20 protein-coding genes are annotated in these 17,883 nt (G+C 70.8%); 11 read left to right on the top strand and 9 right to left on the bottom strand.

The features are described 5' to 3' along the window. The first annotated feature begins 8 nt into the window (after positions 1-8). From hpt to ASC82_RS31255, 5 genes are all read left to right on the top strand, one after another. On the top strand, positions 9-548 hold the full coding sequence (gene hpt, locus ASC82_RS25745; RefSeq protein ID WP_030219931.1) for a hypoxanthine phosphoribosyltransferase: 540 nt from the start codon (positions 9-11) through the stop codon (positions 546-548). 182 nt (positions 549-730) lie between these two features. Continuing rightward, on the top strand, positions 731-2,749 hold the full coding sequence (gene ftsH / locus ASC82_RS25740) for an ATP-dependent zinc metalloprotease FtsH (RefSeq protein ID WP_056652719.1): 2,019 nt from the start codon (positions 731-733) through the stop codon (positions 2,747-2,749). Positions 2,750-2,849: 100 nt separating this feature from the next. Further along, entirely contained in the window at positions 2,850-3,458 is a 609-nt protein-coding gene (gene folE / locus ASC82_RS25735) for a GTP cyclohydrolase I FolE (RefSeq protein ID WP_056652716.1), read from the top strand. Positions 3,459-3,525: 67 nt separating this feature from the next. Then, positions 3,526-3,996 (top strand): hypothetical protein, encoded by a 471-nt coding sequence (locus ASC82_RS31260; protein WP_242427784.1) that lies wholly within the window; start codon positions 3,526-3,528, stop codon positions 3,994-3,996. Next, positions 3,993-4,517, top strand: a complete 525-nt coding sequence (locus tag ASC82_RS31255; RefSeq protein WP_242427783.1) for a hypothetical protein — start codon at positions 3,993-3,995, stop codon at positions 4,515-4,517. The genes ASC82_RS31260 and ASC82_RS31255 overlap by 4 nt, the downstream gene beginning before the upstream one ends. A gap of 9 nt (positions 4,518-4,526) precedes the next feature. On the opposite strand, the gene ASC82_RS25725 is transcribed toward ASC82_RS31255, so the two are convergent. The 7 genes from ASC82_RS25725 to ASC82_RS25695 form a co-directional block, all read right to left on the bottom strand. After that, positions 4,527-5,060, bottom strand: coding sequence for a hypothetical protein (locus ASC82_RS25725; RefSeq protein WP_056652714.1), 534 nt, complete (start codon positions 5,058-5,060; stop codon positions 4,527-4,529). 56 nt (positions 5,061-5,116) lie between these two features. Beyond that, positions 5,117-5,602 carry a DUF3180 domain-containing protein gene (locus ASC82_RS25720; RefSeq protein WP_056652712.1) on the bottom strand — a complete coding sequence of 162 codons (486 nt, stop codon included), beginning with the start codon at positions 5,600-5,602 and terminating at the stop codon, positions 5,117-5,119. Positions 5,603-5,663: 61 nt separating this feature from the next. Further along, on the bottom strand, positions 5,664-6,263 hold the full coding sequence (gene folK / locus ASC82_RS25715; RefSeq protein WP_056652709.1) for a 2-amino-4-hydroxy-6-hydroxymethyldihydropteridine diphosphokinase: 600 nt from the start codon (positions 6,261-6,263) through the stop codon (positions 5,664-5,666). Continuing rightward, positions 6,260-6,619 carry a dihydroneopterin aldolase gene (folB, locus tag ASC82_RS25710; protein WP_017240053.1) on the bottom strand — a complete coding sequence of 120 codons (360 nt, stop codon included), beginning with the start codon at positions 6,617-6,619 and terminating at the stop codon, positions 6,260-6,262. Before folB ends, folK begins: the two co-directional genes overlap by 4 nt. A gap of 191 nt (positions 6,620-6,810) precedes the next feature. Continuing rightward, positions 6,811-7,290: a nuclear transport factor 2 family protein gene (locus tag ASC82_RS25705; protein ID WP_056652706.1), complete on the bottom strand. Its 480-nt coding sequence runs from the start codon at positions 7,288-7,290 to the stop codon at positions 6,811-6,813. Next, positions 7,287-8,147, bottom strand: coding sequence for a dihydropteroate synthase (gene folP, locus ASC82_RS25700; protein WP_056652703.1), 861 nt, complete (start codon positions 8,145-8,147; stop codon positions 7,287-7,289). The genes ASC82_RS25705 and folP overlap by 4 nt, the downstream gene beginning before the upstream one ends. Positions 8,148-8,175: 28 nt before the next feature. Next, positions 8,176-10,062 carry a phosphatidylglycerol lysyltransferase domain-containing protein gene (locus tag ASC82_RS25695; RefSeq protein ID WP_056652702.1) on the bottom strand — a complete coding sequence of 629 codons (1,887 nt, stop codon included), beginning with the start codon at positions 10,060-10,062 and terminating at the stop codon, positions 8,176-8,178. Between the two features lie 164 nt (positions 10,063-10,226). On the opposite strand from ASC82_RS25695, the gene ASC82_RS25690 reads away from it, so the two are divergent. Further along, positions 10,227-11,339 (top strand): alpha/beta hydrolase-fold protein, encoded by a 1,113-nt coding sequence (locus ASC82_RS25690; protein ID WP_056652699.1) that lies wholly within the window; start codon positions 10,227-10,229, stop codon positions 11,337-11,339. A 3-nt stretch (positions 11,340-11,342) separates the two neighbouring features. Here the strand turns inward: ASC82_RS25690 and ASC82_RS25685 are convergent, their stop codons facing one another. Further along, the gene (locus ASC82_RS25685; protein ID WP_056652696.1) at positions 11,343-12,314 is read right to left on the bottom strand and encodes a betaine/proline/choline family ABC transporter ATP-binding protein; all 972 of its coding nucleotides are present in this window, start codon (positions 12,312-12,314) and stop codon (positions 11,343-11,345) included. A gap of 145 nt (positions 12,315-12,459) precedes the next feature. Here ASC82_RS25685 and ASC82_RS25680 point away from each other — a divergent pair, with 145 nt between their 5' ends. The 5 genes from ASC82_RS25680 to ASC82_RS25660 all read left to right on the top strand — a co-directional run bounded on the left by ASC82_RS25680 (position 12,460) and on the right by ASC82_RS25660 (position 16,677). Further along, entirely contained in the window at positions 12,460-13,146 is a 687-nt protein-coding gene (locus ASC82_RS25680) for an ABC transporter permease (RefSeq protein ID WP_056652693.1), read from the top strand. A gap of 1 nt (position 13,147) precedes the next feature. Then, on the top strand, positions 13,148-13,828 hold the full coding sequence (locus ASC82_RS25675; RefSeq protein ID WP_056652689.1) for an ABC transporter permease: 681 nt from the start codon (positions 13,148-13,150) through the stop codon (positions 13,826-13,828). Between the two features lie 74 nt (positions 13,829-13,902). Further along, positions 13,903-14,904, top strand: coding sequence for an ABC transporter substrate-binding protein (locus ASC82_RS25670; protein WP_199862627.1), 1,002 nt, complete (start codon positions 13,903-13,905; stop codon positions 14,902-14,904). Between the two features lie 130 nt (positions 14,905-15,034). Then, positions 15,035-16,195, top strand: a complete 1,161-nt coding sequence (locus ASC82_RS25665) for a hypothetical protein (RefSeq protein ID WP_056652683.1) — start codon at positions 15,035-15,037, stop codon at positions 16,193-16,195. Continuing rightward, complete coding sequence (locus ASC82_RS25660; RefSeq protein WP_056652680.1) at positions 16,192-16,677, top strand: GNAT family N-acetyltransferase; 486 nt, start codon at positions 16,192-16,194, stop codon at positions 16,675-16,677. Before ASC82_RS25665 ends, ASC82_RS25660 begins: the two co-directional genes overlap by 4 nt. A 39-nt stretch (positions 16,678-16,716) precedes the next feature. Here the strand turns inward: ASC82_RS25660 and ASC82_RS25655 are convergent, their stop codons facing one another. Continuing rightward, entirely contained in the window at positions 16,717-17,859 is a 1,143-nt protein-coding gene (locus ASC82_RS25655; RefSeq protein WP_056652678.1) for an NADH-quinone oxidoreductase subunit D, read from the bottom strand. Between the last annotated feature and the right edge of the window lie 24 nt (positions 17,860-17,883).

Here is a 17,883-nt window from a genome sequence, read left to right as displayed (position 1 = left end):
AGAAGGACATGGGCACCGACCTCCAGTCGGTGCTCATCACCAAGGAAGAGATCGACGCCAAGCTGGCAGAGCTGGCCGCGAAGATCGACGCGGAATACGCGGGCAAGGACCTGCTCATCGTCGGCGTCCTCAAGGGCGCGGTGATGGTGATGGCGGACCTGGCTCGCGCCCTGTCCACCCCCGTCACCATGGACTGGATGGCCGTCTCCTCCTACGGCGCCGGCACCCAGTCCTCCGGCGTCGTCAGGATCCTCAAGGACCTCGACACCGACATCAAGGGCAAGCACGTCCTGATCGTCGAGGACATCATCGACTCCGGCCTGACCCTGTCGTGGCTGCTGTCGAACCTCGGCTCCCGCGAGCCCGCCTCCCTGGAGGTCTGCACCCTCCTGCGGAAGCCGGAGGCCGCCAAGGTCGCGATCGACGTCAAGTGGATCGGCTTCGACATCCCCAACGAGTTCGTCGTCGGCTACGGCCTCGACTACGCGGAGAAGTACCGGAACCTTCCGTTCGTCGGCACGCTCGCCCCGCACGTCTACGGCGGCTGACTCACCCCCAGGACGGGGAACCCGCACCGCCTTCCCCCCGTTGAACCACGGGAAGGCGGTCGCGGGCGACGATGCTGAGGTACCGTCCGAAGAACAGCTTTTTCACATAGCAGCACTCATGCAGCTCTCACAGCAGCATTTTCCTACGGGCAGGAGGGACGGGGCGTTCTCGCTCCGTATGGATGGACGTGAAGCGATACTTCCGTGGGCCGGTCATGTGGATCGTGCTGGCCGTCCTCGCCGTGGTCGTGCTGATGCAGGTCGTCGGCTCGTCCGAGGGCTACAAGACGGTGGACACCGGCAAGGTCGTCCAGGCGATCGACAAGAACCAGGTCAAGCAGGCAAAGGTCACCACCGGTGACGAGCAGATCATCAAGATCGAGCTCGTCGACGGTCAGAAGATCGACAACAGCAGCAAGGTCCAGGCCAGCTACATCGGCTCCCAGGGCGTCGACGTCGCCGACAAGCTGCAGGAGAAGTTCGAGGCCGGGCAGATCGAGAAGGGCTACACCGTCTCCCCGACGAAGCAGTCGCCCTTCGTCTCGATCCTGCTCTCCCTCCTCCCCTTCGTCCTCATCGTGGTCGTCTTCCTCTTCCTGATGAACCAGATGCAGGGCGGCGGCTCCCGCGTCATGCAGTTCGGCAAGTCCAAGGCGAAGCTCATCACCAAGGACACGCCCAAGACCACCTTCGCCGACGTCGCCGGCTCGGACGAGGCCGTCGAGGAACTCCACGAGATCAAGGAATTCCTCCAGGAACCCGCGAAGTTCCAGGCCGTCGGCGCCAAGATCCCGAAGGGCGTCCTGCTCTACGGCCCGCCCGGAACCGGCAAGACGCTCCTCGCGCGCGCCGTCGCCGGCGAAGCCGGGGTGCCGTTCTACTCGATCTCCGGCTCCGACTTCGTCGAGATGTTCGTCGGCGTCGGCGCCTCCCGCGTCCGCGACCTGTTCGAGCAGGCCAAGGCCAACGCACCCGCCATCGTCTTCGTCGACGAGATCGACGCCGTCGGACGCCACCGCGGCGCCGGCCTCGGCGGCGGCCACGACGAGCGCGAGCAGACCCTCAACCAGCTGCTCGTCGAGATGGACGGCTTCGACGTCAAGGGCGGCGTCATCCTGATCGCCGCCACCAACCGTCCCGACATCCTCGACCCCGCGCTCCTGCGCCCCGGCCGCTTCGACCGGCAGATCGCCGTCGACCGTCCGGACATGCAGGGCCGACTGGAGATCCTCAAGGTCCACCAGAAGGGCAAGCCGGTCGCGCCCGACGTCGACCTCGGCGCCGTCGCCCGACGCACCCCCGGCTTCACCGGTGCGGACCTCTCCAACGTCCTCAACGAGGCGGCACTCCTCACCGCTCGCGGCGACCAGAAGCTGATCGACAACCACGCTCTGGACGAAGCGATCGACCGAGTGGTCGCGGGCCCGCAGAAGCGGACCCGGATCATGTCGGACAAGGAGAAGAAGATCACCGCGTACCACGAGGGCGGTCACGCCCTGGTCGCGGCGGCCTCGCCGAACTCCGACCCCGTCCACAAGATCACCATCCTGTCCCGCGGCCGCGCCCTGGGCTACACGATGGTGCTCCCGGAAGAGGACAAGTACTCGACCACGCGCAACGAGATGCTCGACCAGCTCGCCTACATGCTGGGCGGGCGCGCGGCCGAGGAGCTCGTCTTCCACGACCCGACCACGGGCGCGGCGAACGACATCGAGAAGGCCACCGCCACGGCCCGCGCGATGGTCACCCAGTACGGCATGACCGAGCGTCTCGGCGCCATCAAGTTCGGCGGCGACAACACGGAGCCGTTCCTCGGCCGCGAGATGGCGCACCAGCGCGACTACTCGGAAGAGGTCGCGGCGCTGGTCGACGAAGAGGTCAAGAAGCTCATCGAGACCGCGCACAACGAGGCCTGGGAGATCCTCGTCGAGAACCGTGACCTTCTCGACAACCTGGTCCTCGCGCTCCTCGAGAAGGAGACGCTGGGCAAGGAGGAGATCGCCGAGATCTTCGCCCCCATCGTCAAGCGCCCGGCCCGCCCGGCCTGGACCGGCTCCTCCCGCCGCACCCCGTCCACGCGTCCGCCGGTGCTCTCCCCCAAGGAGCTCGCCCTGACGAACAGCGCGAACGGCACGGCGACCCCGGCGGTCGACACCACGAAGGGCATCGAGATCGCCCCGGTGGACACCCCCGAGGACTGACGGTCCGGGTAACCCGGAATGGATGCCGCGCCCCCACAGGTTTTAGCCTGTGGGGGCGCGGCTTTTCGCGCACACCAGTCAGACGGAACGAGGCACAGAGATGACCGACCCGGTGACGCTGGACGGCGAGGGCAGGATCGGCGAGTTCGACGAGAAGCGCGCCGAGAACGCCGTACGAGAGCTCCTCATCGCGGTCGGCGAGGACCCGGACCGCGAGGGCCTGCGGGAGACGCCGGCGCGGGTGGCGCGGGCGTACAAGGAGATGTTCGCTGGGCTCTGGCAGAAGCCTGAGGACGTTCTGACCACGACTTTCGATCTCGGGCACGACGAGATGGTCCTTGTGAAGGACATCGAAATCGTTAGTCAGTGCGAACATCACCTCTTGCCGTTCCACGGGGTGGCCCACATCGGCTACATCCCGGCGGATTCGGGCAAGATCACCGGACTGTCGAAGCTCGCGCGTCTTGTCGACGTCTTCGCTCGCCGCCCGCAGGTGCAGGAGCGGCTTACCACCCAGATCGCGGACTCGCTCATGCGCATCCTCGACGCCCGTGGCGCGATTGTCGTGATCGAGGCCGAGCACATGTGCATGTCGGTCCGTGGCATCCGCAAGCCGGGTGCGAAGACGACCACGTCGGCGGTGCGCGGCCAACTTCGTGACGCTACTACAAGGGCCGAGGCCATGTCCCTGATACTGGCTCGCTCGTAGCAGGCTGCCGGGAGTGCCCCATACCGTCCGGATCAGTGAGGTTGATCGCTGATCGAAGGGGATCGGTATGGGGTACGGGCTTGCGAGCAAGCAGCTGGTGAACCGGGTCGGGGGCCGCGTCCAGGCCAAGGGTGTAGCTCGTGGCGATGCGCTGTGGACGCTGGACGGCGACCGGACGGTGCGGACGACAGTGGCCGGGGTGACGGTCACCAAGGCTCGTGATGCCGTCGAAGTCGTCACCGATCACATGACCTTCATGGCCAGTCCGGATCTCCTCCTGTCCACGCCGGACGGCTGGGCGCATGCCCGGGACTGCGCCGGTGCCGTGGTCGCCTGGACGCCGGCGCGGAAGCTCTGCCGCGAGAGGTTCACGATCCGGCCGGGCTATGCGTTCGGGTACTTCGTGGGTGCCACCTGTGCCGACGGAACCGTCGGCAAGAACTACGTGTCTCTGGTCGTGAACGACGAGGCTTCGCGTCCCGGTACGCGGAGGCCCTCACGGCCTGCACGGGGCTCCCCTCGCGGCTGGAGGCGGTGACCCGCCCGTCCGGCTTCCTCAAGCGGGACCTGCCCGGTTTCCGGGTGCGGGTGGTCTCCTCGTACCTGTCCGACGCGATGAGGTACTTCGTCGGCGGCGACGCCCACCATGCGCGGCAGCGATTTCCACGGGTGGTGCTGCGGGACATCGATACCTTCAACGGGTTTCTCGACGGATACGCCGACGGCGACGGGTTCCGCCACAAGAGCTGGCAAGGCCGCACGATCGTCAGCGCCAATACTCCCTTTCTCTCGGATCTGGCCGTCATCATCGGGGCCCGCTTCACTCCGAAGGGCAGGGGACTGGCGTCACACCTCGTCGTCTCCGACCGCTGGGCGAGCCGGGGTACCTTCGCCCCCGAGTACCACCGCATCGACCCACCGGAATCGTCCTGGATCCAGGTCCACGAAGTCCGCCCCCGCCCCGCCCTCGGCACGAAACCCTTCACCTTCTACAGCTACCGACTCTCCCCCCACCCCACCTTCCTGGTGAACGGGCACCTGGCGCGGGAGCCCTGGTAGGAGGCGGGTTCAGAGCAGGGGCGAGGTCTTCAGGGCTCCGATGGCGAGAATGGGCGAGTAGATCACGGCGGCCGCAACCAGCCCGCGGCGCCACGCGAATCCGTGGTGGCGGGGGACGGGGCCTGAGGGGCGGCGGGCGGTGGCGTGGTGGGCGTCGTCCAGGATGCGCTGGGCTCCGCGATGGGTCACGTATCCCGTGAAGGCACCGAGGAGGGAGTCGCCGTAGGCGACCGAGCCGAGGGTCGTTCCGTCGCGCAGCCGGAGGGCCAGGCCGGCGGCGCTGTCGACGTGAGCGACGTCCCGCCATGCGACGGTCGTGGTGACGAGGAAGTGCGTTGTGGAGACGTGGGTGGCCGTGTAGCGGTAGGTGGAGTCCCAGCCGATGGCCCACAAGAAGAGGGCCGTCGTCGCGAGGACGAGCCCTACCCCGAATCCGCCGTGCTCGTCGCCGAGGGCGACGAGCAGCCCGCCGACGTAGAAGGCGACCGTAAAGGCCATGGTCGTCCAGGCGAACGTCTTGCGGCGTACGGCTCTCGCGTGCATTGGCTGCCCCCCCCGGTGGGGGATCCTGCCACCCGGTTGGGGGCTTAGCCAGGGCTTCAGGAGACGGGCGCGTGGCCCTTGTCGTTCTCGGGGTCCTCCGGGAGCTTGCAGACGCGCTCCAGGAAGAGGGCCGCCGCGATGACGGCGATGCCTGCGGCGACCGCCAGGGCCGCGTAGAGGGCCTGGTCGCGGCGGGCCGGGACGTCGAGGGAGCCGAGGAGGAAGACGCCCGTGCCGCCGTACATGCCGGCGACGAGGGCGGCCACCAGGGCGCTCGCCTGGCCGAAGACCACCGCGCGGGCCGCCATCAGGGGCTCGACGCCCTTGGCGCCCGGGCGGCGCTCGCGCTGGGCCTTGAGGCGGGAGCGGATCGAGAGGGCGGTCGCGGTGAGGACGACCGCGATCACGGCGAGGACGATCGGTGCGGCGATCGGCACGCTGGGGAGGGTGCCGACGGAGTCCCACAGGCGGGCCGCGCCCCAGGAGAGGATGCCCGCCACGAGGAAGAGTCCGCCGAGCACCTTCAGCCGCAGTTGTTTCACCGAATGTCCTTCACGTGGTCGTCGGTCGTGGTCGTGGGCGGTCTGCCACGAAGCGTAACGACTACTCGGGCAGACGGAGTTCCAGGTCGACACGGGGAGTGACGCCCTCGCTGCCCAGGCCGGCGAGCAGCTCGGCCACCGGGCCGCGGCCGGGGAGCTGGGCGGCGGGGTCCACGTCGTGCCAGGGGGCGAGGACGAAGGCCCGCTCGTGGGCGCGGGGGTGCGGGAGGGTGAGGACGGGGTCCTCGGAGATCACGTCCGCGTACGTGATGATGTCGACGTCGATGGTGCGGGCGCCCCAGCGCTCCTCGCGGACGCGGTGGAAGGCCTCCTCGACGGCGTGGGCCCGCTCCAGGAGCGAGGAGGGCGGCAGGGTCGTCTTCACGAGCGCGACGGCGTTGAGGTACGAGGGCTGGCTGCCCGGCTCGACGCCCCAGGGCTCCGTCTCGTACACGGGGGAGACGGCCTTGACCCGGAGGCCGGGGGTGTCCTCCAGGGCGTCGACGGCCCCCTGGAGGGTCTCCAGGCGGTTGCCGAGGTTGGCGCCGAGGGCGAGAACGGCCCAGCGGGGGTTGGACAGGGTGGTGTCGGCGGCGTCGACGGTGGCGACGACGGCGGCCGGTACGGGCTGGACGGTGGGGTCACTCTGGGTCGGCTTCATCGTCGGCTCCGGGTGATCGTGATGGTCACGTCGTCGAAGGGCACGGTGATGGGTGCGTCCGGCTTGTGGACGACGACTTCCACTTCCTGTACCCCGGCGTGGCTGAGGCATTGCTGGGCGATGCGCTCGGCGAGGGTCTCGATCAGGTCGACGGGCTCGCCCTGGACGACGTCGACGACCTCCTCGGCGACGATGCCGTAGTGCACGGTCTTCGCCAGGTCGTCGTCGGCGGCCGCCGGGCGGGTGTCCAGGCCGAGGACCAGGTCCACGATGAAGGTCTGGCCCTCCTCGCGCTCCTTGGGGAAGACGCCGTGGTGGCCCCGGGCCTTGAGGCCGCGCAGCGCGACACGATCCACGCGAATCACTCCTGCTGTCGTAGTTCGGGTGGCCACGCAGCCGGTTGCGGACGGCCGGGTGTCCACTTCGAATCTACCTGCGGGGACCGACAGCGCTTGCCCTCGGGGGCCATGAGCGGGTCGGGAGGGGGGTCGGGACGACGGGCGGGAGGGGGAATCGGGCGGGGTCGGGACCGGGGTCAGGACCGGGGTCAGGAGGACGGTTCCGTGCCGTCGATGCCCGGAGGCTCGCTGTCCGGTCCGTCGTTCTCGGTGAGGACGGGGGACGCGTGGTGGGACCAGATCTTCCAGCCGTCCGGTGTGCTGCGGAACACATTCGTGGCGACGACGAGCTGGCCGACGAGGGGGCCCAGCTCCGCGCCGTCCTCGGCGGGGCCGCCGCTGAGGATGTTCTCGGTGCAGGTGACGACGGCGGTCGCGCCGGCCAGGGAGATCCTGAGGTCGGTGAGGAAGAACTGGATGTACTCCGTGTTCGCCATGATCAGGGCGTACGAGCGGAGCACCTCGCCGCGGCCGGTGAGGACGGGCCAGCCGGGGTGGACGCAGGTGATGGGGGTGGCCCCGTCGTCGAGCCAGAGGGCGGAGACGCCTTCGAAGTCGCCGGTCTCCATCGCCTCGTAGAAGGCGGTGTTGGCGGCTTCGACGGCCGCTTGGTCCGTGGTGCGGCTCACGCGGCTCCCTCGACGGCCCTGGCGACGCGTACGGCGTCGGCGGTGGCCCTGACCTCGTGGACGCGGACGGCCCAGGCGCCCTCGTGGGCGGCGATGGCGGAGACGGCGGCGGTGGCGGCGTCGCGCTCGCGGGCGGGGGGCGGGGTGGCGCCGTCGCGGGTGAGGACGTGGCCGAGGAAGCGCTTGCGGGAGGCGGCGACGAGGAGGGGCCGCCCGAGGGCGCGGAGCTCGGGGAGGTGGGCGACGAGGGCCAGGTCGTGGGGTGCGAGCTTGGCGAAGCCGAGGCCGGGGTCGACGACGATGCGCTCGGGGGCGATGCCGCCGTCGACGACGGCCTCCAGGCGGGTGCGGAGTTCGGCGACGACCTCGGCGACGACGTCGTCGTACACGGCGAGGCTGTTCATGTCCTGGCTGAAGCCGCGCCAGTGCATGACGACGAAAGGGACTTCGGCGGCGGCGACGGCGGGGACCATGCCGGGGTCGGCGAGTCCGCCGCTGACGTCGTTGACGAGGACGGCTCCGGCTTCGACGGCGCGGGCGGCGACGGCGGCACGCATGGTGTCGACGGAGACGGTGACGCCTTCGGCGGCGAGGCCGCGGACGACGGGGACGACGCGGCGGAGCTCTTCCTCCTCGTCGACGCGGCTGGCGCCGGGGCGGGTGGACTCGCCGCCGACGTCGACGAGGTCGGCGCCCTGGGCGACGAGGTCGAGGCCGTGTTTGACGGCGGCCGTGGTGTCGAACCAGCGGCCGCCGTCGGAGAAGGAGTCGGGGGTCACGTTGACCACGCCCATGACCGCGCAGCGGTCCCACTCCGGCAGGCCCTGGGCAGTGCCCCGGTCGATCGTCGTACTCATGTGTCCAGCGTAGGGCCCAGGGGTGGGATCAGGCGGCGCGGACCTCGCGCCCGGCGGGAGCGGAGGCCGGAGTGGGGACGGAAGCGGAGGCCGGGGCGGGGACCATGTGCGCGCAGGGGCGCGGGGCCGGTGCCGGGCGGCGGCGGGGGAAGGGCCGGGGGAGGGAGACGGTGACGAATCCTTCGGCGCGCATGGCGGCGAGGCTGATGCGGGGCAGGTCGCGGCTGTTGCGGTAGACGACGAAGCGGGGTTCCCAGCGGGGCCGGAACTTGGCGTTGAACTTGTAGAGCGACTCGATCTGGAACCAGCGGGAGAGGAAGACGAGGAGTCCGCGCCAGACGCGGAGGACGGGTCCGGCGCCGATCTTCTCGCCGCGTGCGAGGGCGGAGCGGAACATCGCGAAGTTGAGGGAGACGCGCTCGATGCCGAGGGCGGGGGAGGCCTGGAGGGCGGCGACGATGAGGAGTTCGTTCATGCCGGGGTCGGCGGAGCGGTCGCGGCGCATGAGTTCGAGCGACATGCCGTCGGGGCCCCAGGGCACGAAGTGGATGATCGCCTTGAGGTCGCCGTAGGGGCCGCCGGGATGGGCCGGGTCGTCGGGATCGTCCTTGTGGGCGGTCGCTATGACGGCGTCTCCGTCGCCGGGGGCGCCGATGCGGCCGAGGGCCATGGAGAAGCCGCGTTCGGTGTCGGTGCCGCGCCAGTCGGCGGCGGCGCGGCGGACGCGTTCCAGTTCTTCCTCGTCGAGGTCGCGGACGCGGCGGACCTGGGTGGTGTAGCCGTTGCGTTCGATGCGCTTGACCATCTGTCGGACGTTGCGCATGGCGCGGCCGGAGAGGGAGAAGTCGGCGACGTCGACGATCGCCTCGTCGCCGAGTTCGAGGGCGTCGAGGCCGGTCTCGCGGGTCCAGACCTGGCCGCCGGTCTCGGAGCAGCCCATGACGGCGGGGGTCCAGGAGTGGGCCTTGGCCTCGTCCATGAAGCGTTCGATGGCGCCGGGCCAGGCTTCGACGTCGCCGATGGGGTCGCCGCTGGCGAGCATCACGCCGGAGACGACGCGGTAGCAGACGGCGGCCTTGCCGCTGGGGGAGAAGACGACGCCCTTGTCGTGGCGGAGGGCGAAGTGGCCGAGGGAGTCGCGGCCGCCGTGCTGGTCGAGGAGGGCGCGCAGCCGGGTCTCGTCGTCGGTGGTGAGGCGGGCGGCGGGGTGCTCGGGGCGGAAGGCGAGGTAGATGGTGGTGAGGGCGGTGAGCATGCCGAGGGCGCCGAGGGAGTAGCCGACGGTCCAGTCGACGCCGCGGGTGTAGGCGACGGGGCCTTCGACGCCGAAGAGTCCGTACAGGACGTGTTCGAGGCGGTCGGTGAGGCTGGGGTCGCCGACGACGCGGCGGGGGTGGGCGCTGACGATGACGAGGCCGAGGGCGATGGATCCGGCGCCCATGACGACGAAGTTGGCGAGTGCCCGCCAGCGGCTGCGCGGGTCGGGGAGGGCGGCGAATTCGTCGCGGTGGCGCAGGAGGAGGGCGAGGAGTGCGAGGGAGAAGAGGGTGCCGATGACGGAGTGGCGCCAGATGTACTGGGCGGCTGCGCCGACGGGGAGGAGGACGACGGCGGCGCGCCAGGCGCGGCGCTTGTGTCGCTTGAGGCCGTGGGCGAGGAGCAGGAGGAGGACGCCGGCGCTGAGGGAGAGGGCGGCGGAGAGGTGGCCGAGGGTGCCGGGGAGGACTTCGGCGACGGCGTGCATGCGGCTGGCGCGGAAGCGGGGGAAGACTCCGGCGGCGATGTCGATGAAGCCGCCGAGGGTGCAGGCGGTGCCGACGAGGGCGGGGACCTTCTCGGGGCGGGGTCCGCGGAGAATCCGGCGTACTCGAACCGGAACCAATCGCGATTTGTCCCCATCTACCGTGACAGACATGGCTTCCCGTACTTCCCGTGGTCCTGCGAGGGGTCTCTGACTCCGGCCGGGCCCTGCGGCGCGTTCGGCGGGCCGTACCGGCTGTGCGCTCTCTATGACGGAGTGGCGTGGAGCGGGGTTCATCGGTTCACAGGAAATTCTTGGAAAGAAGGCTCGGTCGTCTCATGGGGCTCACCAGCAACAAAGTCCTCGTGCTGGCCGTGGTGCTGGCCGTGCTGCTGTTTCTCGCCACGGTGTGGCTGTGGCCGCGGCTCGCGCGGCGCGGGTGGCGTGCGGTGGTGGGGCGGGTGGGGCTGCTGCTCGTGACGCAGGTGGCGCTGTTCGCGGCGCTGGGTCTGGCGGCGAACCGTTCTTTCCTCTTCTACGGCTCCTGGGCGGATCTCTTCGGGCAGGAACAGGACATGGGGGTGGTCGTCGACCACTCGGCCGGCTCGAAGGACCTGCGGGTGGTGGAGAAGCAGGGGCTGACCGTGCCGGGCGGGTCCCGGCCGGATGTCGGCGGTCAGATACAGAAGGTGGTCGTTGCGGGGGACCGGTCGGGGATCGTCTCGCCGGCCTACGTCTACCTGCCGCCGGAGTACTTCCAGAAGAAATACGCGAAGAGCACGTTCCCGGCCTCGGTGGTGCTGACGGGGTACCCGGGCACGGCGGAGAACCTGATCAAGGGGCTGAAGTACCCGAGGACGGCGTACACCCAGGCGAAGGCCGGGAAGATGCAGCCGATGATCCTGGTGATGCTGCGTCCGACGGTGGCGCCGCCGCGGGACACCGAGTGCGTGGACATCCCCGGGGGCCCGCAGACGGAGACCTTCTTCGCGGAGGACCTGCCGAAGGCGGTCTCGGAGACGTACCGGGTGGGGACGAAGCCCCGGAACTGGGGCTTCATGGGGAACTCGACGGGTGGGTACTGCGCGCTGAAGATCGCGCTGCACCACCCGGACCGGTACGCGGCGGGGGCGGGCTTCTCGGCGTACTACAAGGCGGCGGAGGACGTGACGACGGGGGACCTCTTCCACGGTGACGACCGGCTGCGCAAGCGGGGGGACCTGCTGTGGAGCCTGGACCACCTGCCGCAGGGGAAGTCGTCGTTCCTGGTGACGACCTCGAAGCAGGGCGAGGGCAACCTGAAGGGGACCCGCGAGTTCGTCAAGAAGGTGAAGAGCCCGGCGCGGGTCTCGTCGATCACGCTGGAGAGCGGCGGCCACAACTTCAACACGTGGAACCGGGAGATCCCGCCGGGTCTCGTCTGGATGGCCGGGCGGCTCAGCGCGTCCTGACGGTCATTCGACGGCGGCCCTGCGCAGGGCGCCGTGGACTCCCGCCGGGGTGAGGACGCCGAGGGGGCGGCCGTCGGCGCCGGTCACCGTGAGGTGGCCGGTGTCGTGCTGGAGGAGTACGGCGAGCGCGTCCTTGAGGGAGGTCCCGAGGGGTACGGGGGCGGGGGCGCCGTCCTCCGCCTCGGTGGTCCCCTTGGGGAGCGGGTCGAGGTCGGCCTCGGTGACGGGGGTGACGGCGAGCCGCTTGAGGCCGCGGTCGCTGCCGACGAAGTCCGCGACGTACGGGGTGGCGGGGGAGCCGAGCACGGTGGCGGGGGTGTCGAACTGCTCGATGCGACCGTGCCCGTAGACGGCCATGCGGTCGCCCATGCGGACGGCCTCCTCGATGTCGTGGGTGACGAGGAGGACGGTCTTGCGGACGGTGGCCTGGAGCGCGAGGAACTCGTTCTGGAGGCGCTCGCGGACGACGGGGTCGACGGCGCCGAAGGGCTCGTCCATGAGGAGGACGGGCGGGTCGGCGGCGAGCGCGCGGGCGACGCCGACGCGCTGGCGCTGTCCGCCGGAGAGCTGGGCGGGGTAGCGGGAGCCGTAGACGGCCGGGTCGAGGCCGACGAGGTCGAGGAGTTCGGCGGCACGCGCGCGTGCGGCGGCCTTCTTCCAGCCGAGGAGGGCGGGGACGGTCGCGGTGTTGTCGAGGACCGTGCGGTGGGGGAAGAGCCCGACCTGCTGGATGACGTAGCCGATCTTGCGGCGCAGGGCGACCGGGTCGACGTCGGCGATGTCGCGGCCGTCGACGAGGACGCGGCCGGAGGTCGGTTCGACGAGCCGGTTGACCATCATCATCGTGGTCGTCTTGCCGCAGCCGGACGGCCCCACCAGGGTGACGAGTTCGCCCTCGGCGACCTCGAAGGAGAGGTCGTCCACGGCGGTGGTGCCGTCCTCGTACCGCTTGGTCACGTTCTCGAACCGGATCATGGTTCCCCATTCTTACCCCTGGACACCGGGGGTGTGTGAAGGGCGTGTTGCCGCATTGTGGCGGATCCAGGTGATTGTCGGTGGCGGGGGTTAGGGTCGTCAGACATACGTTCGGAGCGAGCGGACGACCCGGGGGGAGGGGCGGATGAGCACACCGAACTGTCTGGTCACCAACGACTGGATATGCGGGGAGTACCTGCGCACGCGCAGCGAGGAACTGACGGAGGCGACCCTCCAGCATGTGGGAATCACGGTCGTGTCCGTGCTCCTCGCGCTCCTCGTCGCGGTGCCGCTGGCGCTGCTCGTGCGGGCCAAACCGCGGTTCGCCGGCCCGGTCCTCGGGCTGACGACCCTGCTCTACACCGTGCCGTCGCTCGCCATGTTCTCGCTGCTCCTCCCCGTCTTCGGGCTCTCGGCGGCGCTCGTCGTGACGGGCCTCGTGCTGTACGCGCTGACGATCCTCGTGCGGAACACCCTGGCCGGGCTCGACGCCGTCCCGGCCGAGACGCGCGAGGCCGCCCGGGGCATGGGGTACGGCTCGTGGCGACTGCTGTGGCAGGTCGAACTCCCGCTGGCGCTGCCGGTCCTGATGGCCGGCATACGGATGGCGACGGTCTCCACGATCGCCCTGACGACGGTCGGCTCGGTCGTCGGCCGCGGCGGGCTCGGCAATCTCATCGAGGACGCGCTGCCGACCTTCTTCAAGGCGCAGGTGCTCGCCGCCTCCGTGCTGTGCGTGCTCCTCGCCGTCACCGCCGACCTGCTGCTCCTGGGCCTCCAGCGGCTCCTCACGCCGTGGGCCCGGATACGGACCGCGCCGGGGGGTGCGTGAGATGGGCATCGTGACGGACGCCTGGGCCTGGCTCACCACCGGCGCGCACTGGACCGGCGAGGAGGGCATAGGGCAGCGTCTCGCGGAGCATGTGTACGTGAGCGGGGCGGCCCTGCTGATCGCCGCGGCGATCGCGCTGCCGCTCGGGCTGTGGCTCGGCCATCTCGGCCGGGGCGGGGCGCTCGCGGTGAACGTGTCCAACGTGGGGCGGGCGGTGCCCGTCTTCGCGGTCCTCGCGCTCTTCATGGTCTCGCCCCTGCGGAACGCCGGCTACGTGCCGACCGTCGTCGCCCTGGTGCTGTTCGCGATACCGCCGCTCCTCACCAACGCGTACGTGGGGATGCGGGAGGTGGACCGGGCCGCCGTGCGGGCCGCGCGGGGCATGGGGATGACGGGCGGCCAGCTCTTCCTGCGCGTCGAACTCCCGCTGGCGCGGCCGGTGGTGATGACCGGTGTGCGCTCGGCGGCGGTGCAGGTGATCGCCACGGCGACGGTCGCGGCCATGGTCGGGCAGGGCGGCCTGGGCCGGATCATCACGGCCGGCTTCGCCCTCTACGACACCGCGCAAGTGGTCGCGGGCGCCGTGCTCGTGGCCCTGCTCGCCCTCCTGGTGGAGGCGGTGCTCGCGGGCGCGGACCGGCTCCTGTCGGGCCCGGCGAGGGCGCGCGGGATGAAGACCTGACGAACTGAAGCGCCGAAAAGCCGAAGAACAGAAACGACTGCACGGCTGAACGACTTGCTGAGCTGATGACGGAGATGGGTGGTCTTGTGAACAGGGTCTCGCGTATCGCGGGTGCGGTGCTGGGGGCGACGGCGCTGGCCGTTTCGCTCGCCGCGTGCGGCGGTGACAGCCTGGAGGGCGGCAAGAAGAAGGACTCCGGCAGCGCGGGCGACGCGCCCGCGGGCGCCGAGAAGGGCTCGCTGGTCGTCGGCGCGGCCGCCTTCACCGAGGCGAAGGTGCTGGCCGAGCTGTACGCCCAGTCGCTGCGGGCCGCCGGATACTCCGTATCCATCACCACCGTGAAGAATCGCGAGCTGTACGAGCCCTCGCTGGAGAGCGGCGAGATCGACGTCGTACCGGAATACGCGGCGACGATCGCGGAATTCCTCAACGCGAAGGTGAACGGCCCGAAGGCGCCCGAGGACAAGCCGGTCGCCTCCGGTGACGCGGCCGCCACGGTCGAGGCGCTGCGGAAGCTCGCCGAACCGCGCGGCCTGAAGGTTCTCGCGGTCGGTGAGGCGGTCGATCAGAACGCCTTCGCGGTGACCAAGGAATTCGCCGAGAAGAACAAGCTGAAGACGCTTTCCGATCTCGGTCGCGCGAAGCTCAAGGTGAAGATCGCGGCCGGTGACGAATGCGCCGTACGGCCGTTCTGCGCGCCCGGCCTGAAGAAGGCGTACGGGATCGACGTGACCGGCATCGACCCCAAGGGGGTCGGGACCCCGCAGGCCAAGCAGGCCGTCAAGGACGGGGTGGACCAGCTGGTCCTGACGACCACCACGGACGCCACGATCGACAGCTTCGGGCTCGTCTTCCTGGAGGACGACAAGAAGCTGCAGAACGCTGACAACGTGCTGCCCGTGGTCAACGCCAAGGACGCCGGCGCCCCGGAGATAGCGGCCGCCCTCGACAAGATCACCAAGGTGCTCACCACAGCGGATCTCGCCGAACTCAACCGCAAGGTGGATGCCGAGCGGGCCAAGCCGGAGGACGTCGCGAAGGAGTATCTGACGGCGAAGGGGCTGCTCAACAAGTAGGGACCGGGTGGGGGAAGTCGGCCCGAAACGGAACCGGAAGGGTTCATCACCACTTCCGGTGGCGAGAAGTGGCCAAGAGATTGCCGGGCCGACACCCCACATGGCACCTACGCACGGTAAATTTCAGGCCATGCCACGTGGACGCCACCGCCATTCCCCGCCTCTGCACAAGTTGCTGCCGCCCTCCGCGGTCGCAGGCGCCGCGGTCGTGTGCGCCGCGGTCGTCTGGCTGCCCGGCGACCTGCTGGTCGTGCGGCTGCTCGCGGTCGTCGCCGCGGCGGCCGCCGTCACCGGTGCCGTCCTCATGCGCAGTTGGGACCGGAGCGCCGGCGCCAAGGTCGCCGAGCTGAGCCGGGCCCGCACCGCCGACCAGTGGAAGGCCGAGGAGCGGGTCGCCGAGCTGGAGTCCGACCTGGAGGAGTCCCGCGGCCTGCGGACCCGGCTCGACGCCAAGCTCCGCGCCAAGCGCGTCGAACTCGCCGCGCTGCGCGGCGAGCACGCCGACCTCCTCCGCCGGTACGCCACCGCCGAGACCGAGCGGGCCAGCGCCCTGGAAGGCCGCCGCGTCCTCGCCCTGGAAGCGACCGGTGCGGCAGGCGGCGCGACCGGCGCCGAGGCCAAGGCCCTGCCGGCCGCCGGGTCCACGCCCACCCCGGAGGCGTACCGCAAGGCCGCCCAGGCCCTGCGCGACCTCCCGCGCAACGCCGCGGCCCAGCATGCCCGTCGCACCGCCGAGGCGGCCCGCGCGCGGGACCTCGCCGAGCGGGCCCGCGAGACGGAGGAACCGCAGGGGAAGCACGCGGCGGCCGCCGGCACCGAGCAGCACAGCCGTACGGCCGCCCCCGCCCTCGGACCCTCCCCCGCACAGGCGGCACTGCCCGCCGCGCCCGCGCCGTCGGACGCCGAGGCGTCCGCGCCCGCCGCGCCCGCCGTGCCCGTCCCTCCGACGGGGATCGCGCCCCTGCCCGCCGTCCAGGCCGCCGCGGCGATCGTGCCGTACGCGGCCCGCAGGCCCGTCCCGCGCCCCGAGGGCGGTTTCGACTTCTTCGGTGCGCAGAAGGTGGCGGCGGCCATCGAGGCCGTGCAGAACACCGACCTCGCCGACGTCGTGGGCGAGGAGGTCCTCGAAGAGGCCCTGGCCGCCGAGACCCCGTTCCTCGTCCCGCTCGCCCCGCTCCCGACGCCGGCGCCGGTGCCGCCCCGGGCGATCGGTGAGGTCATCGACCTGACCGCGCACGACGAGACCGAGCAGATCGACGTGGCCGAACTGCGCGGCGCGGTCAGCCAGTGACGTACCGCCTCGCCCCCCTCACGGCGGCAGAGGCGGCCCGGCGCCGCGACGAACTGATCGCCCTGTGCGCCCAGGCCTTCGGCGGATCCCCCTGGCACGAGACCCCGCTCGGCGCCGTACGGACCGTGGAACGGCTGCTCGGCAACGCCGCGCGGAGGCACGACTTCCGCGCGGTCGCGGCTCTCGACGGTGACGACGCCCTGCTCGGCTTCACGGCCGGATGGACCGCCACCGACCTGTCCGGTGCCGAACCCGCCTTCGAACTCGTCGAGCTGGTCGTCGCGCCCGGCCGGCAGGGCCAGGGCATCGGCCGGTCCCTCCACGACGAGCTGCTCGCGGCCGGCCCGCCGGGCCAGGCCCTGCTCATGACCCTCGACGTCCCGGAACTGACGGACCGGTACGCGCGCTGGAGCTGGACGGTCGTGGACCGCCTCCGCCCCGGCAAGGAGCAGCGCGACTTCGTCGTCATGCGCCGCGCCTGACGACGCACCCGACCCCCGGACCGGGGGGAGGGCCGCGGCCTACTTGTCGATGTCGCCGACGACGAAGAACAGCGAGCCGAGGATCGCCACCATGTCGGCGACGAGCGTCCCCGGCAGCAGTTCGACCAGCGCCTGGATGTTGTTGAAGGACGCCGAGCGGAGCTTCAGCCGGTACGGCGTCTTCTCGCCCTTGGACACCAGGTAGTAGCCGTTGACGCCGAGCGGGTTCTCGGTCCAGGCGTACGTGTGGCCCTCCGGCGCCTTCAGCACCTTCGGAAGCCGCTGGTTGATCGGGCCCTGCGGCAGCTCGGCCATCCGGTCCAGGCAGGCGTCCGCCAGGTCCAGGGAGTTGTGCGTCTGCTCGAGCAGGCACTCGAAGCGGGCCAGGCAGTCGCCCTCCTCGCGCACGGCGACCTTCAGGGTGTCCTGGAGCTCCCCGTAGGCGAGGTACGGCTCGTCGCGGCGCAGGTCGAAGTCGACGCCCGAGGCGCGGGCGATCGGCCCGGACACCCCGTACGCGTGGACCGCGGCCTGCGACAGGACGCCGACCCCGCGCGTACGGCCCCGGAAGATCTCGTTGCCGAGGACCAGCCGGTCGTACACGTCCATCCGCGACCGCACGTCCGCGACGGCCTGCCGCGCCCGCCCCAGCCAACCCGCGGGCAGGTCCTCCTTGAGGCCGCCGACCCGGTTGAACATGTAGTGCATCCGGCCGCCGGAGACCTCCTCCATCACGGCCTGGAGCTCCTCGCGCTCCCGGAAGGCGTGGAAGACCGGGGTGATCCCGCCGAGTTCGAGGGGGTACGAGCCGAGGAACATGAGGTGGTTGAGGACCCGGTTCAACTCGGCGAGGAGCGTACGGGTCCACACGGCGCGCTCGGGGACCTCCATGCCCAGCATCCGCTCGACGGCCATGACGACCCCGAGCTCGTTGGAGAAGGCGGAGAGCCAGTCGTGACGGTTGGCCAGCATGATGATCTGCCGGTAGTCACGGGCCTCGAAGAGCTTCTCGGCACCGCGGTGCATGTAGCCGATCACCGGCTCGGCCTGCCGGACCACCTCGCCGTCGAGCACGAGCCGGAGGCGGAGCACGCCATGGGTCGAGGGGTGCTGCGGTCCGATGTTCAGCACCATGTCGGTGCTCTCCGCCGCGCCGCCGATTCCGACCGTCGTCTCCGTCATGCGGGACAGTATCCCCTGCCCCAC

Origin of the sequence: Streptomyces sp. Root431 (assembly GCF_001426585.1) — a bacterium.
Classification (GTDB): domain Bacteria; phylum Actinomycetota; class Actinomycetes; order Streptomycetales; family Streptomycetaceae; genus Streptomyces; species Streptomyces stackebrandtii.
The sequence above is the reverse complement of the archived record's forward strand: the minus strand, read 5'-3'. Positions and strand labels throughout refer to the sequence as shown.